We start from the raw sequence: 13,725 nt of genomic DNA on the forward strand, positions 1-13,725 counted from the left end.
GCCCGGCACCTCGTGCCGGGCGAGCCCTTCCGGACCGTCAGATCACTGGCGGCGCAGGTCAGCCGTTGCGCTTCCAGCGGGGCTTGTCGTCGCGGCGGCCACCGAAGGAGCCGGACGGACGGTGGTCGTCGCGGCGGCCGTACGGGCGGTCACCGGCGCCGGAGCGGAAGCCGCCGGAGGGGCGGTCGTCGCGGCGGAAGCCACCGCGGTCGTCACGACGGTCACCACGGTCGTCACGACGGAAACCACCGCGGTCGCCGCGGTCACCACGGTCGTCCCGGTTGAACGACGGACGCTCGTCCCGGCGGAAGCCGCCACGGTCGTCACGACGCTCGTCGCGGCGGAAGCCACCGCGGTCACCACGGTCCTCGCGGTTGAACGACGGACGGTCCTCACGGCGGAAGCCGCCGCGGTCGTCACGACGGTCACCACGGTCGTCACGACGGAAGCCACCGCGGTCGTCACGACGCTCACCACGGTCGTCCCGGTTGAACGACGGACGGTCCTCGCGGCGGAAGCCGCCACGATCGCCGCGGTCACCACGGTCGTCACGGCGGAAACCACCGCGGTCGTCACGGCGCTCACCACGGTCGTCACGGCGCTCGTCGCGGCGGGCCTGGCGCTCCTCGGCGGCCACGGCAGCGGCGACGTGCGCGGCGACCTCGGCAGCGGCGGCCTCGGAAGCCTCGGTGACCGCGGCCTCCGGGTCCTCGCCGCGCTCCCGCGCGGAGCGGGCGACCAGGCGCTCGGCCTCCTCGCGGAGCTCGGACGCGCGGCGCGTCATGCGCTCCAGGCGCCGGGTCAGCTCGGCGACCTCGCGCTCGGCCTGCTTGGCGGCGTTGTTCGCGGAGTCGGCCTGGACCTCGGTCAGCGAGCGGGCGCCGGTGATCTCGGCGACCTCCGGGTCGAAGGCGCCGGCACCCTGGACGATGTGGCGCGAGGCCTCGACGCCCGCGTCCTCCATCAGGCGGAAGATCTGGCGGCGCTGGTGCGGGAGCGCCAGGGAGACCACGACACCGGACTTGCCGGCGCGCGCGGTGCGGCCCGAGCGGTGCAGGTAGTCCTTGTGGTCGCCGGCCGGGTCCACGTTGAGGACCAGGTCGATGCCGTCGACGTGGATGCCGCGGGCGGCGACGTCGGTGGCGACGAGCGTGTTGACGTGGCCGTCCTTGAAGTCGGCGAGGACACGGGTGCGGGCGCCCTGCGTCATGCCGCCGTGCAGGGCGTCCGCCTTCACGCCGGCCTCGAGGAGCTGCTCGGCGATGCGGTCGGCGCCCAGCTGGGTGCGGACGAAGATGATGGTGCGGCCCTTGCGGGCGGCGATGGCGGCGGTGACCGGGGCCTTGTCCTTCGGCTTCACGACGAGGACGTGGTGGGTCATGGTCGTGACGTTGCCCTGGGCGCTGTCGACCTCGTGGCTGACCGGGTCGGACAGGTAGCGGTCGACCAGGGTCGCGATCTCGTTCTCCATCGTGGCGGAGAAGAGCATGCGCTGGCCGCCGGCCGGGACCTGGTCGAGGAGCTCGGTGACCTCGGGCAGGAAGCCCAGGTCGGACATCTGGTCGGCCTCGTCGAGGACCGCGACCTGGACGTCCTCCAGGGAGCAGGCGCCGCGGTTGATGATGTCGCGCAGTCGGCCGGGGGTGGCGACGAGGATGTCGACACCGCGCTCCAGGGCGTAGATCTGGTTGCCCATGGAGGTGCCGCCGCAGACGACCTTCATCTTCAGGCCGAGGACGTCGCCGTACGGCTGGAGGGCGTCGGCGACCTGCATCGCGAGCTCGCGGGTCGGGGTGAGGATGACCGCGCGGGGCTTCTTCTTCTCGGTGTGGCCACCGGCGAGGCGCGCCAGGGTGGGCAGGCCGAAGGAGAGGGTCTTGCCGGAGCCGGTGCGTCCGCGGCCGAGGATGTCCTTGCCGGCCAGTGCGTCCGGGATGGTCGCGGCCTGGATCGGGAACGGGACGGTGACACCGTTCTGCGCGAGCTTGCGCACGACGCCCTCGGGCAGGCCGAGGTCCGCGAAGGTGACCTCCGGCTCGGAGTCGGCGTCGGAGTCGTCGGCGTCGAGCGCGTCGGCGACGTCGGCCACGTCGGCCTCAAGGGCCTCGATGATCTCGTCCGCCTCGGCGGCCTCCATGGCCTCCGTCACGACGAGGGCCTCAACGGCGTCGACGATCTCGTTGGCGTCGTTCTCGGGCATGACGGCACGGTCAGAACTGGAAATGGACATGCGAAATGCGAAACCTTCCGGAGTCTCGGCACGCGCCCAAACTCCGTGAATCGCAAATCGACCGCCTCGATGCGGTCAGCCACGGCTAGGGAGAGTACGCGCCACACGGCGCGCTTCGGATCGGCGCCGGGCAATGGGATCAAACGATCTATAACCATACGCACCCTTCTGGGGGTATGGCAAGTTGCTCCTGCCGAATCCGCCCTGACCTGCGGCGATCCCGGCCCGGGCTGACCACCGGAACCGGCCGACCGCCCGCTAGACGGTGGCCGAGACGCTGGGCTCCGGCTGCGGCGGCGTCGTCGGGGTGGGCGGTGCGGGGGAGGACACGGGCGGCTGCGGGGTCGGCGACTGGGCCGGGGGACTGGCCGGAGAACCACCGGACCCACCGCTTCCACCCCCGTCGGAGGGCGGCTGCTGGGGCCCCTGCCCTCCGGCCCCGCCCCCCGGCCCCGCCGAAGGCGACGGCGCACCCGGCCGCCCGGCGGGCGCGCCCGGGCTGGGAGAGGCACCGGTCGCACCGGAGGCCTTGCCGTCCTCGGAGGCCTTGCCGTCCGGGGCGGCAGCACCCGCCTTGGCGCCGTGGCCGGTGCCGTGCACCCCGGCGCTCCGCCCGCCAGCGCCGCCCACGCCGGCCTCGGCCGCGGACTTGCGGTCCGCCGGCGAGGAGGGCCCGGGCTTGGCGGCGTCCGCGCCGACGCTCATGCAGCCTGCGGAGGCCGCGACCGCGAGTGCGGTGACGGCCAGTCGGAGGGAAGCGGACAACTGGCGCACGGGGCACCTCCGGGTGGGCAGTCAGGTCCGCGGAACAGCGGGTCAATGTGCCCAACTCCCTTTGCCCCGTAAGAGACACGCCCTTGGGGACACCGGCTGTCCGCAATCAACAACCCCCGGACGGCGTACGCCCGCGGACGCGGCGCGCCCGGCGGCAGGGTCAGGCGAACAGCTGCCGCGCCACCTGCGACCCGAGGACCACCGCACCCAGCCCAGCCAGCACCGACGCCGCAACGTTGGCCACCGCCAGGAACCGACGGCCCGTCTCGGCCAGCCTCAGCGTCTCGTACGAGAACGTCGAGTAGGTGCTCAGCGCCCCGCACAGCCCGGTCCCCAGCAGCAGGATCCACCGCGAGGACGCCGCCCCGGCCAGCGCCGCCCCCGTCAGCACCCCGAGGAGCAGGCAGGCGGTCGCGTTCACGACGAACGTCCCCCAGGGGAACAGCGCATCGTGCCGCGCCTGCACCGCACGGTCCGTCAGGTACCTCAACGGCGCCCCGACGGCCCCGCCCGCCACCACCAGCAGCCAGTTCACCCGCGCCCCCGCTCACGCGCCCGCGCCCGCGTCCATGTCCGTGTCCGTGTCCGTTCGCGCGTCCGTACGGCCAGCCGCGTCACCGACGCCCCGGCCCAGACCGCGCCCAGCGCCGCGCCCACGGTGAGCCCGGCGTACGCCAGTGCGAGCTCGGCCTCGCCCTCGTCCAGCAGCCGCGCGAAACCCACCGCGTACGTGGAGAAGGTGGTGAACCCGCCCAGCACGCCCACCCCGACGAAGGGCCGCAGCAGCGGGTGCGGGGAGGTCCGCCCGCGCTCGCCGATCAGCGCCATCAGGACGCCGATCAGCAGGCAGCCGGACGTGTTGGTCCAGAACGTGGCCCACGGCAACGCCCCCGGCCCGGCCGGCCACAGCAGCTCCAGCCCGTAGCGCGCCGCCGACCCGAGCGCCCCGCCCGCCGCGACCGCCGCCAACACGGGCCCCTGCCGCTCGGCGCGCTGCGCGGGCACGTGCAGGTCGACGTCCGGGTCGATCGCCCCGACCCCCTCGCCCCCTTCGGCCCCCTCGGCGGGGTGGGTCACCCGTAGCCCAGCGCGTGCAGCCGGGCGTCGTCGATCCCGAAGTGGTGGGCGATCTCGTGCACCACCGTGATCTCCGTCTCGGCGATCACGTCCTCCCGGTCCTCGCACATCCGCAGGGTGGGGTTCCGGTAGATGGTGATCCGGTCGGGCAGCACCCCGGCGTACCACTCGCCCCGCTCCGTGAGCGGCGTTCCCTCGTAGAGCCCCAGGAGCTCCGGATCATCCGCTTCGGCCGGCGGCTCGTCCTCGACGAAGACCGCCACGTTGTCCATCAGCCGGGTCAGCTCCGGCGGGATGCGGTCCAGGGCCTCGGAAACGAGCTCCTCGAACTCCTCGCGTGTCATCTCCAGCACCCGGTCATTCTCCCTCCCGTAGGGGCGCCTCCCACGCGTGGGGGAGAAACCGTTTTGGCGATACCTCCCCGCATCCCATATGCTTCTCACGTCCCCGACGCGCTGGAAAGCGCCCCGGCGGGCCTTTAGCCCTCATCGTCTAGTGGCCCAGGACGCCGCCCTTTCAAGGCGGTAGCACGGGTTCGAATCCCGTTGGGGGTACGCATTACCGTGTGCAAGACTTGTTCTCGCACACTGCATGGTCCTGTGGAGCAGTTGGTTAGCTCGCCACCCTGTCAAGGTGGAGGTCGCGGGTTCAAGTCCCGTCAGGATCGCTGAGGCCGGAAACGGTCTCGTGGCTGGGTAGCTCAGTTGGTACGAGCGATCGCCTGAAAAGCGATAGGTCGCCGGTTCGACCCCGGCCCCAGCCACGAACAGGAAGGCCCCGTCCATCGGACGGGGCCTTCCTCGTTACTCCGTCACCCGCTCCTCCGCCCCGACCCGGGCACCGCGGCGCGTCCGCACCAGGGCGACCACCGCCGCGCCGACGGCCACCAGCCCCAGCAGCGCCCAGTCCGGCACCGCCTCCGCTACCGCCCCCACCCGCTGCTCCACCGCGTACGAGTCCTCCACGTCCAGCAGGCCCGGCAGGGCGCTCGCCCCGTCGTACGCCAGGAACAGCGCGCCCAGGGCGATGAAGAACAGCCCGGACAGCAGCGAGGTCGTGTGCAGCTCCCACCGGCCCGCCCGGACCGTGCGCCCGCGCAGCCAGCGCCTCCGCCCCAGGTCGTACCGCTCCCACAGCAGCGCCAGCAAGAACAGCGGTACGGCCATCCCCAGCGCGTACACCGCGAGCAGTAGGCCCCCGTACACCGGGCTGCCGCCGACCGCCGCCACCGTCAGGACGCTGCCCAGGATCGGGCCGGCACAGAAGCCGGCCAGCCCGTAGACCGCGCCCAGCGCGTACACCGAGGCGGCCGTGGTCGGCCGGATCCGCCCCGACAGCTCCGAGATCCGCCGCGGGGCGAAGCCCAGCCCCAGGACCTGCGCCAGCCCCAGCAGGATGATCAGCGAGCCGCCGGCCAGCACCAGCCCGTCGCGGTGGCCGTGGAAGAACCGCCCGGCCGTCGAGGAGGCCGCGCCCAGCGGGACCAGGGTGGTCGCCAGGCCGGCGTAGAAGATCCCGGTGCGTGCGATCAGCCGGGACGGAGAGTCGATCGAGTACGCGAAGAAGGCCGGTAGCAGCAGCGCGCTGCACGGGCTGAGCAGCGCCAGCAGCCCGCCGAGCAGGGCCGCCAGGTAGCCGATGTCCGTCACCGGCCCGCCCCCGTCCCCGCCCCGACCCCGGCCCCGGCCGCGGCCCGGGCGTTCGCCTTGGCCTGGTCGATGACGGCGGCGAAGGCGCCGTACGGTTGGGCGCCCGCGATCGGCTGTCCGCCCACCAGGAAGGACGGGGTGGAGCTGACCCCAATGCGGTGGCCCTCCTCCCGGTCCTTCGCCAGGGCGGCCGCGGCGGCGTCCCCGGCCATGTCCCGCTGGAAGCGCTCCAGGTCCGGCACCCCGGCCTCCCGGGCCAGCTCCAGCAGCCGCGCCCCGCCGAAGCCCTTCTCCTTGGCCCCCGGGGCGTACGCGGCCTCGTGGAACTGCCGGAACCGGTCCTGCTGCCCCGCGGCCCAGGCCGCCTTGGCCGCGGCCTCGGACTCCGCGCCGAAGATCGGGAAGTTGCGCCACTCGATGCGCAGGGTGCCGTCCTCGACGTACTTCTTGATCAGCTCGGGTTCGGTGTCACGGGCGAACTTGCCGCAGTAGCCGCACTTGAAGTCGGAGTACTCGATCAGCACGACGGGCGCGTCGGCACGGCCGAGGGCCAGCTTGTCGCCCGCGTCCCGCCGGGCGAGCTGGGCCAGCCCGGCGGCGGGATCGGACCCGGAAGGCCGCGGTTCGGCGGCGGAGGAGGAGGACCGTGCGGGGGTCTTGTCCAAGGTGGAGGCCTGCCAGGACACCAGTCCCATGAGCGCGGCGGCGACCGCGACCCCGGCACAGGCCAGCAGGGCCTTGCGGGAGGAAGAGGAAGAGGGGGAAGAGGGGGAAGAGGGGCGGGAGGACGAAGGGGAAGCGGGCATGCGGCTGCTCCAGAGCTGTGCGAAGGGGTGGGGCGGAGGCGGACGGGCGGATCGGGAGACCGGCCGGTCGCCCTCCTACACCCGCATCACGGACAGCTCCACCGGCCCCGGCGCCGGCCGGTCGGGCCCGCGCACACCGCACGGCGGACCGGGTGCGCGACGGGGGGCCGCGCTGCCCGGCAGCGCGGGCCGCGCCCAGACGGCGAGGGCGTGGTCCAGGTGCGTCCCCGCCCGGGCCGGTACGGCCGGGGCCCGGTCGGGCGCGGCGGGCCCCGGCCCGCACCGGGGCCCCCGCTCCCCGGCATCGGAGGCGGCCGGAGCACCAGGGACGGCCGAAGGGGCCGCGCCACCGGCGGAGCCCGCCGCGCCTGCGGGGCCCGGGGCGGCGGCCGCGGTCCGGCCGTACGGGGGCACCGCCTCCTCGCCGAACCCCGCGCCGGCCCCCGTCCCCGCGAGGGCGCAGAACAGCGCCAGCACGGTCGCGAGCAGCACGGCCCACCCGCGGGGGTGTGCGCTGCTCGGCATACGTGGGGCCTCTCACGGCGGAGGGACGGGGAACTCGTCCCGAAATGGTACGGGTCCACCCGACAAATGCGTTCGCCACCCGGCACTCCCGGGTGAGATCCTCAAGCAGGTATGTCTACTTCCTTCGCCGCCCTGCAGACGCTTCTCGGTGAGATCCCGCTCCGCGACGCGCACCGCCTCGGCCGCCGCCTCGAAGGCGCCCGCCGCATCCGCAAGCCCGAGGCCAAGCAGGCCGTGCTCGACGAGATCGCCGCGGAAGCCGGGAAGGCCGCCGCGCGGCTGGCCACGCGTGCCTCGCGGATGCCCGAGGTCACCTACCCCGAAAACCTGCCCGTCAGCCAGAAGAAGGACGCGATCGCCGAAGCGATACGCGACCACCAGGTCGTGATCGTCGCCGGTGAGACCGGATCCGGCAAGACCACGCAGATCCCCAAGATCTGCATGGACCTCGGCCGAGGCGTCCGCGGCATGATCGGGCACACCCAGCCCCGCCGGATCGCCGCCCGCACGGTCGCGGAGCGCATCGCCGAGGAGCTGAAGACCGAGATCGGGCAGACGGTCGGCTGGAAGGTCCGCTTCACCGACCAGGTGGACCCGGACGCGACCTTCGTGAAGCTGATGACGGACGGCATCCTGCTCGCCGAGATCCAGACGGACCGCGAGCTGCGCGCCTACGACACGATCATCATCGACGAGGCGCACGAGCGTTCGCTGAACATCGACTTCCTGCTGGGCTACCTCTCCCAGCTACTGCCGAAGCGCCCCGACCTCAAGGTCGTGATCACCTCGGCGACCATCGACCCGGAGCGGTTCTCCCGCCACTTCGGCGAGGCCCCGATCATCGAGGTCAGCGGTCGCACGTACCCGGTGGAGGTCCGCTACCGCCCCCTGCTGGAGGCGGCCGACGAAGACGCGGCGGAGAGCGACCGCGACCAGATCACCGCGATCTGCGACGCCGTGGACGAGCTCCAGGCCGAGGGCCCCGGCGACATCCTGGTCTTCCTCTCCGGCGAACGCGAGATCCGGGACACCGCCGACGCCCTGATCAAGAAGCTCCCCCGCGCCGCAGGCGCTGATTGGCAGAGCACGGAGGTCCTGCCGCTGTACGCCCGCCTCTCGCACGCCGAGCAGCACCGCGTCTTCCAGCAGCACACCGGCCGCCGGATCGTGCTCGCCACCAACGTCGCCGAGACCTCCCTGACCGTCCCCGGCATCAAGTACGTGATCGACCCGGGCACCGCCCGGATCTCCCGCTACAGCCACCGCACCAAGGTCCAGCGCCTGCCCATCGAGCGGATCTCGCAGGCCAGCGCCAACCAGCGCAAGGGCCGCTGCGGCCGTACCAGCGACGGCATCTGCATCCGGCTCTACTCCGAGGACGACTTCAACGCCCGTCCCGAGTTCACCGACGCCGAGATCCTGCGCACCAACCTGGCCTCCGTCATCCTCCAGATGACCGCGGCCGGCCTCGGCGAGATCGAGAAGTTCCCCTTCATCGACCCGCCGGACCACCGCAACATCCGCGACGGCGTCCAGCTCCTCCAGGAGCTCGGCGCACTGGACCCCAAGGAGAAGGACGCCCGCAAGCGGCTCACCCCGATGGGTCGCCAGCTGTCCCAACTTCCCGTGGACCCGCGGCTGGCCCGCATGGTCCTCGAAGCGGACAAGAACGGCTGCGTCCGCGAGGTCATGGTCATCGCGGCGGCCCTGTCCATCCAGGACCCGCGCGAGCGGCCCTCGGACAAGCAGACCCAGGCCGACCAGCATCACGCCCGCTTCAAGGACGAGACCAGCGACTTCCTGTCGTTCCTCAACCTGTGGCGGTACGTCCGCGAGCAGCAGAAGGAGCGCGGCTCGTCCTCCTTCCGCCGGATGTGCAAGCAGGAGTACCTGAACTTCCTGCGGATCCGCGAATGGCAGGACATCTACTCGCAGCTGCGCACGGTCGCCCGGGGCATGGGCATCCACGTGAACGAGGAGGACGCACCGGAGCAGCACGTCCACATCTCCCTCCTGTCCGGCCTGCTCTCGCACATCGGCCTGAAGGACACCGACAAGAACGAGTACCTCGGCGCGCGCGGCGCCAAGTTCGCGGTCTTCCCGGGCTCGGCGCTGTTCAAGAAGCAGCCGCGGTTCGTGATGTCGGCGGAGCTGGTGGAGACCTCGCGACTGTGGGCCCGGGTCAACGCCAAGGTGGAACCCGAATGGGTCGAGCCGCTGGCCGGGCACCTGATCAAGCGCACGTACAGCGAACCGCACTGGGAGAAGGACCAGGCGGCCGTCATGGCGTACGAGAAGGTCACGCTGTACGGCATCCCGATCGTCGCCCAGCGGAAGGTCAACTACGGGCGCATCGACCCCGAGGTCTCGCGCGAGCTGTTCATCCGCCACGCCCTGGTCGAGGGCGACTGGCGGACCCACCACAAGTTCTACGCCGACAACCGCAAGCTGCTCACCGAGGTCGAGGAGCTGGAGAACCGGGCCCGGCGCCGCGACATCGTCGTCGACGACGAGACCCTCTTCGACTTCTACGACCAGCGGATCCCCGAGCACGTGGTGTCCGGGGCGCACTTCGACTCCTGGTGGAAGCACAAGCGGCGCGAGCAGCCCGAGCACCTCGACTTCGAGCGGGAGATGCTGCTCACCGAGAAGGCGGCCGGGGTCACCAAGGCCGACTACCCGGACTCCTGGCGACAGGGGCAGCTCAAGTTCCGCGTGACCTACCAGTTCGAGCCCGGTGCGGACGCGGACGGCGTGACCGTGCACATCCCGCTCCAGGTGCTCAACCAGGTCACCGACCAGGGCTTCGACTGGCAGATCCCGGGCCTGCGGGAGGAAGTCGTCACGGAGCTGATCCGGTCGCTGCCCAAGCCGATCCGCCGGCACTACGTTCCCGCGCCGAACTTCGCGGCCCGCTTCCTGGACTCGGCCGTGCCCCTCCAGGAGCCGCTGACCGCCACCCTGGCCCGCGAACTGCACCGGATGGGCGGAGTGCCGGTCACGGCCGAGGACTTCGACACCGGCCGGCTCCCCGACCACCTGAAGATCACTTTCCGGATCGTCGACGAGCGCCGCCGGAAGATCGCGGAGGACAAGGACCTGGAGGCGCTGCGGCTGAAACTCCGGCCCAAGGCCCGCCAGGCCCTTTCCAAGGCGGCCGCGGCCACTGCCGAGCGGGCGGGCAGGGAGTCGGTGGAGCGCACCGGGCTGACCGACTGGACCATCGGCACCCTCACCAAGGTGTTCGAGACCCGGCGGGCGGGGCAGCCGGTGAAGGCGTACCCGGCGCTGGTCGACGACGGCGCGACCGTTTCCGTGCGGCTCTTCGACACGGAGGCCGAGCAGCAGCAGGCGATGTGGCTGGGCACGCGCAGGCTGATCCTCCTCAACATCCCCGTGAACGCGGCCAAGTTCGCCTCGGACCGGATGAGCAACCAGCAGAAGCTGGCCCTGTCGCGCACCCCGCACGGCTCCGTCCAGGCGCTGTTCGACGACTGCGCGACCGCGGCCGCCGACAAGCTGATCGCCGACCACGGCGGCCCGGCCTGGGACGAGGCGGGCTTCCGCAAGCTGTACGAGGCGGTCCGCGCCGACCTGGTGGACACGACCGTGCGCACGGTCGACCGGGTGCAGCAGGTGCTGGCCGCCTGGCAGGCCTGCGAGCGGCGGCTGAAGGCCACGCAGAGCCTGGCCCTGGTCGCCAACCTCCAGGACGTCAAGGCGCAGCTGGCGGCGCTCATGCCGGCGGGCTTCGTGACCCTCACGGGCCTGCGCCGGCTGCCGGACCTGATGCGCTACCTGGTGGCGGTGGACCGGCGGCTGCAGCAGATGCCGACGGCCGTCCAGCGCGACACCACGCGCATGGAGAAGGTCCACGAGATGCAGGACGAGTACGCCTGGCTGTTGGAGCAGCTGCCCAAGGGTCGGCCGGTCCCGCCGGAGGTCACCGAGATCCGCTGGATGATCGAGGAGCTGCGGGTCAGCTACTTCGCGCACGCGCTCGGGACGGCGTACCCGATCTCGGACAAGCGGATCGTGAAGGCGGTGGACGCGGCCGCCCCGTGACGGCGGCCCGCGTGACGGCCGCCCGTGTGACCGCCACGGCGGCCGGTTCGACCGGACCCCCCGCGCTGATGTACAGTCTGATGCGCAGCCACCGGGAAGGTGGCCGCACATCGAGGTCCTGTGGAGCAGTTGGTTAGCTCGCCACCCTGTCAAGGTGGAGGTCGCGGGTTCAAGTCCCGTCAGGATCGCAGCAAGAGCAGGGCCCGTATCCGATCGGATGCGGGCCCTGCTGCATGCATGAGAGCGCCTGCCGTTCGGAGGCAGCTCGTGCGCAGCTCGCACGCCGCCCGTACCGGCCTCCCCGCCTCCCGGGGAGCCGCAGGCCGGGGCGGGCGCTCAGGAGCGGTTCCGGCGCCGTACGGGCCCGCCGGACGCCGCCGAGTCGGCCTCTGGGGACCCACCGGTCCCGTGAGCTCCGTCGGCCCCGTGGTTCACCGTGCCCGCCGCGACGGCCTGCAGTGCCACGGAATGATTCCATCCGCAAAAATCGCCCGTCCGCATGAGACCGCTGTGCGTGGGACATCCCCTTACGGGTGCATTGCGGAATGCACAAGAGTGACAGCCTGTGACAGGAGTCACCACACGAGTTTTCGCGACACGCACATTTATCGCGCCCATACGTGCCCTCAATTTAATATGTGCAATGGCACCCACTCCGCCGAGGTGCCGGAGACACAAAAAAGATCGCGCTGGACCCGGCGGAGTCCAGCGCGATCGAACAGCCGGGAACCTGTTGGGGCAGGTCCGGCCGCATGAAGCCATGTGGGTTTCATCGGATTGGGGGATCCGATTCCTACCCGTTAAAGCGGGGTGCTTGCGCGACCTCAGGCCTCGCTGCGCTGCTGCGGAATTCCCGCGAGCAGGGCACGGACCTCGGCCTCGCGGTAACGGCGGTGCCCACCCAGGGTGCGGATGGACGTGAGCTTGCCGGCCTTGGCCCAGCGGGTCACCGTCTTCGGGTCCACGCGGAACATCGTGGCAACCTCAGCCGGGGTCAGCAGCGGCTCGGCATCAGGGGTGCGAGCGGTCATGAGCGGCCTCCTCGGGAGAACCGAACCATCTCGGTTCTTTCCTCTAAATTCTGCACCTTGGCCCGCGTTGCCCGAAATGGACATACGCGGGCCGAGTCGGTTATAGGACGAACGGCTTGTCCTCGGCACTACAACTACACCATCCGTCCAGCCTCGACGGCCAAACCGATGGAATTGCCCTCCGAGGTGTTCATCAGCGGTCGGAAGCCGATGGACCGCCCCATAACGGACAGTCACCCCACTGTGACGATCAGTCACAGAGCCATCAGGAGTCCTCAGACCCCCCGTAGAGTGCAATGCCGAGCATTCCGCCCTTAGTTGGGCGGAAGGAACCCTCCCCGGACTCCTTGTCCTATTTTGGCACGAGGGTAGGGGAAGGGCGCAAGGGTGTGTTTAGTGCAGTCCGTCACGCTTGAGCCAATGGCCCGTATCGGGACGTAGGTCCCGGGCCTTCCACCCGATTAACCGGTTTACCGGTTTCCCCGTCCGTCCCGACGGACGAACTAGTTGGCGAACAGTCTCTCCCGGACCTCACGCCACCGGTCCCGCAACTCCTCGTACACCGCTGCCGCCGCCCCCTCGTCACCCGACCTCAGCGCCGCGATCCCCGCCGCGACCTCCCGGGCCGAGCGGTCCCCCGCCAGCCGGTCCGCCGGCAGCGCGTGGACCAGCCCGCCGTAGTCCAGTTCGACCATCGACCGCGGATGGAACTCCTCCAGCCAGGTGCCGACCTCCACCAGGCCCTCGGCGAGCGCCTCGTAGCCCGGCGACTCCCGCAGGGTGCGCAACCCCCGCGCGAGCCGCCGCCGGGCCTGCACCATCGGAGTCCGGTAGCGCAGCCGCTCACCCGGCAGGTACTCCCGCTCATCGTCGGACACGAGGACGAACCAGCGCAGTGGTACCTGCCACACTCCGGTACGGATCCACGGGCGCGCATCGGGATTCCGCTCGCGCCAGCGCTCGTACTCCTCGGCCGCCCTCCGCCGCGCCTCCGGCGGAAGCGCAGCGTCCAGCACCGGCAGCGGGAACTGCTCGACGAGCTCCTGCAGCGCGAGCCAGCCGCGCAGCCTGGTCCGCCACGGGCACACCAGGAGCACCCCGTCGACCTCGGCCGTGAAGGCGTCCGAGCTCTCGTGCACCGGCACCCCCGCCAGCGGAACCCGCACCAACTCGGCGAGGGATCGGCGCAGTTCGTCCTGCGCGGTCGGCGCCGCACCGCGCCGGGCGTAGGCGGCCCAGTGCCTCCGTTCCGGCTCCGCGAACGCCGCCAGCGGCTCGTAGACTCGCAGGTAGGAGGCGTACGGGACGGTCGGCGCCGAACGGGCCGACGGCAACCCGGTCTCGGAGGATTCACTCACGCTCTCGTACTCCCCCGCCCCACCCGGCGCTACTCCGCCGGACAGCCGGCGGACCACCGGCACGGCGAGGCCCGGCGCACCCCGTACTCCGGGAGTGTTCCGATCCACGGACAGGTCCCCTGCGGGCGCGTTCCAGGTCTTACTCTGCTCCCAGCACGCCCTCCCCCACCCGCAGGGCGGGCGTCTTTCCGCCGCATCTCTTCCATGGGA

Annotated in this window: 11 protein-coding genes and 4 tRNA genes; 5 read left to right on the forward strand and 10 right to left on the reverse strand. The window is 71.6% G+C overall.

What is annotated here, in order from left to right; genetic code table 11:
* Positions 1–58: 58 nt before the first annotated feature.
* From ACFV7Q_RS24645 to ACFV7Q_RS24665, 5 genes are all read right to left on the reverse strand, one after another.
* Positions 59–2,230, reverse strand: a complete 2,172-nt coding sequence (locus tag ACFV7Q_RS24645) for a DEAD/DEAH box helicase (RefSeq protein WP_385431453.1) — start codon at positions 2,228–2,230, stop codon at positions 59–61.
* A 258-nt stretch (positions 2,231–2,488) separates the two neighbouring features.
* Positions 2,489–3,004: a hypothetical protein gene (locus tag ACFV7Q_RS24650; protein ID WP_385431454.1), complete on the reverse strand. Its 516-nt coding sequence runs from the start codon at positions 3,002–3,004 to the stop codon at positions 2,489–2,491.
* A gap of 160 nt (positions 3,005–3,164) precedes the next feature.
* Entirely contained in the window at positions 3,165–3,539 is a 375-nt protein-coding gene (crcB, locus tag ACFV7Q_RS24655; protein ID WP_385431455.1) for a fluoride efflux transporter CrcB, read from the reverse strand.
* A complete protein-coding gene (locus ACFV7Q_RS24660; protein WP_385431456.1) occupies positions 3,536–4,081 on the reverse strand; it encodes a fluoride efflux transporter FluC in 546 nt (181 codons plus the stop codon). The genes crcB and ACFV7Q_RS24660 overlap by 4 nt, the downstream gene beginning before the upstream one ends.
* Positions 4,078–4,434: a metallopeptidase family protein gene (locus ACFV7Q_RS24665; protein WP_385431457.1), complete on the reverse strand. Its 357-nt coding sequence runs from the start codon at positions 4,432–4,434 to the stop codon at positions 4,078–4,080. Before ACFV7Q_RS24665 ends, ACFV7Q_RS24660 begins: the two co-directional genes overlap by 4 nt.
* 128 nt (positions 4,435–4,562) lie before the next feature.
* Here ACFV7Q_RS24665 and ACFV7Q_RS24670 point away from each other — a divergent pair.
* The 3 genes from ACFV7Q_RS24670 to ACFV7Q_RS24680 all read left to right on the forward strand — a co-directional run bounded on the left by ACFV7Q_RS24670 (position 4,563) and on the right by ACFV7Q_RS24680 (position 4,844).
* Positions 4,563–4,635: transfer RNA gene (locus ACFV7Q_RS24670), tRNA-Glu, on the forward strand.
* A gap of 39 nt (positions 4,636–4,674) precedes the next feature.
* A tRNA-Asp gene (locus tag ACFV7Q_RS24675) sits at positions 4,675–4,748 on the forward strand.
* Between the two features lie 22 nt (positions 4,749–4,770).
* Positions 4,771–4,844: transfer RNA gene (locus ACFV7Q_RS24680), tRNA-Phe, on the forward strand.
* Between the two features lie 40 nt (positions 4,845–4,884).
* Here the strand turns inward: ACFV7Q_RS24680 and ACFV7Q_RS24685 are convergent.
* The 3 genes from ACFV7Q_RS24685 to ACFV7Q_RS24695 form a co-directional block, all read right to left on the reverse strand.
* On the reverse strand, positions 4,885–5,730 hold the full coding sequence (locus tag ACFV7Q_RS24685; RefSeq protein WP_385431458.1) for a cytochrome c biogenesis CcdA family protein: 846 nt from the start codon (positions 5,728–5,730) through the stop codon (positions 4,885–4,887).
* Positions 5,727–6,536 carry a DsbA family protein gene (locus ACFV7Q_RS24690; protein WP_385431459.1) on the reverse strand — a complete coding sequence of 270 codons (810 nt, stop codon included), beginning with the start codon at positions 6,534–6,536 and terminating at the stop codon, positions 5,727–5,729. Before ACFV7Q_RS24690 ends, ACFV7Q_RS24685 begins: the two co-directional genes overlap by 4 nt.
* 75 nt (positions 6,537–6,611) lie before the next feature.
* Positions 6,612–7,061 carry a hypothetical protein gene (locus ACFV7Q_RS24695; protein ID WP_385431460.1) on the reverse strand — a complete coding sequence of 150 codons (450 nt, stop codon included), beginning with the start codon at positions 7,059–7,061 and terminating at the stop codon, positions 6,612–6,614.
* Between the two features lie 111 nt (positions 7,062–7,172).
* Here ACFV7Q_RS24695 and hrpA point away from each other — a divergent pair, with 111 nt between their 5' ends.
* Positions 7,173–11,126 (forward strand): ATP-dependent RNA helicase HrpA, encoded by a 3,954-nt coding sequence (hrpA, locus tag ACFV7Q_RS24700; protein ID WP_385431461.1) that lies wholly within the window; start codon positions 7,173–7,175, stop codon positions 11,124–11,126.
* A gap of 114 nt (positions 11,127–11,240) precedes the next feature.
* Positions 11,241–11,314: transfer RNA gene (locus tag ACFV7Q_RS24705), tRNA-Asp, on the forward strand.
* Positions 11,315–11,950: 636 nt separating this feature from the next.
* Here the strand turns inward: ACFV7Q_RS24705 and bldC are convergent.
* On the reverse strand, positions 11,951–12,157 hold the full coding sequence (gene bldC / locus ACFV7Q_RS24710; RefSeq protein WP_003949541.1) for a developmental transcriptional regulator BldC: 207 nt from the start codon (positions 12,155–12,157) through the stop codon (positions 11,951–11,953).
* A 503-nt stretch (positions 12,158–12,660) separates the two neighbouring features.
* A complete protein-coding gene (locus ACFV7Q_RS24715; RefSeq protein WP_385431462.1) occupies positions 12,661–13,515 on the reverse strand; it encodes a hypothetical protein in 855 nt (284 codons plus the stop codon).
* Positions 13,516–13,725: the final 210 nt, after the last annotated feature.

It is taken from the genome of Streptomyces sp. NPDC059851, assembly GCF_042732005.1.
In the GTDB taxonomy this organism is placed as follows: domain Bacteria; phylum Actinomycetota; class Actinomycetes; order Streptomycetales; family Streptomycetaceae; genus Streptomyces.

What these genes read in the sequence shown, in the direction of transcription:
- ACFV7Q_RS24645 (WP_385431453.1), bottom strand. Translation starts at nt 2,230, where the DNA reads ATGTCCATTTCCAGTTCTGACCGTGCCGTCATGCCCGAGAACGACGCC.
- ACFV7Q_RS24690 (WP_385431459.1), bottom strand. Translation starts at nt 6,536, where the DNA reads ATGCCCGCTTCCCCTTCGTCCTCCCGCCCCTCTTCCCCCTCTTCCCCC.
- ACFV7Q_RS24695 (WP_385431460.1), bottom strand. Translation starts at nt 7,061, where the DNA reads ATGCCGAGCAGCGCACACCCCCGCGGGTGGGCCGTGCTGCTCGCGACC.
- hrpA (WP_385431461.1), top strand. Translation starts at nt 7,173, where the DNA reads ATGTCTACTTCCTTCGCCGCCCTGCAGACGCTTCTCGGTGAGATCCCG.
- bldC (WP_003949541.1), bottom strand. Translation starts at nt 12,157, where the DNA reads ATGACCGCTCGCACCCCTGATGCCGAGCCGCTGCTGACCCCGGCTGAG.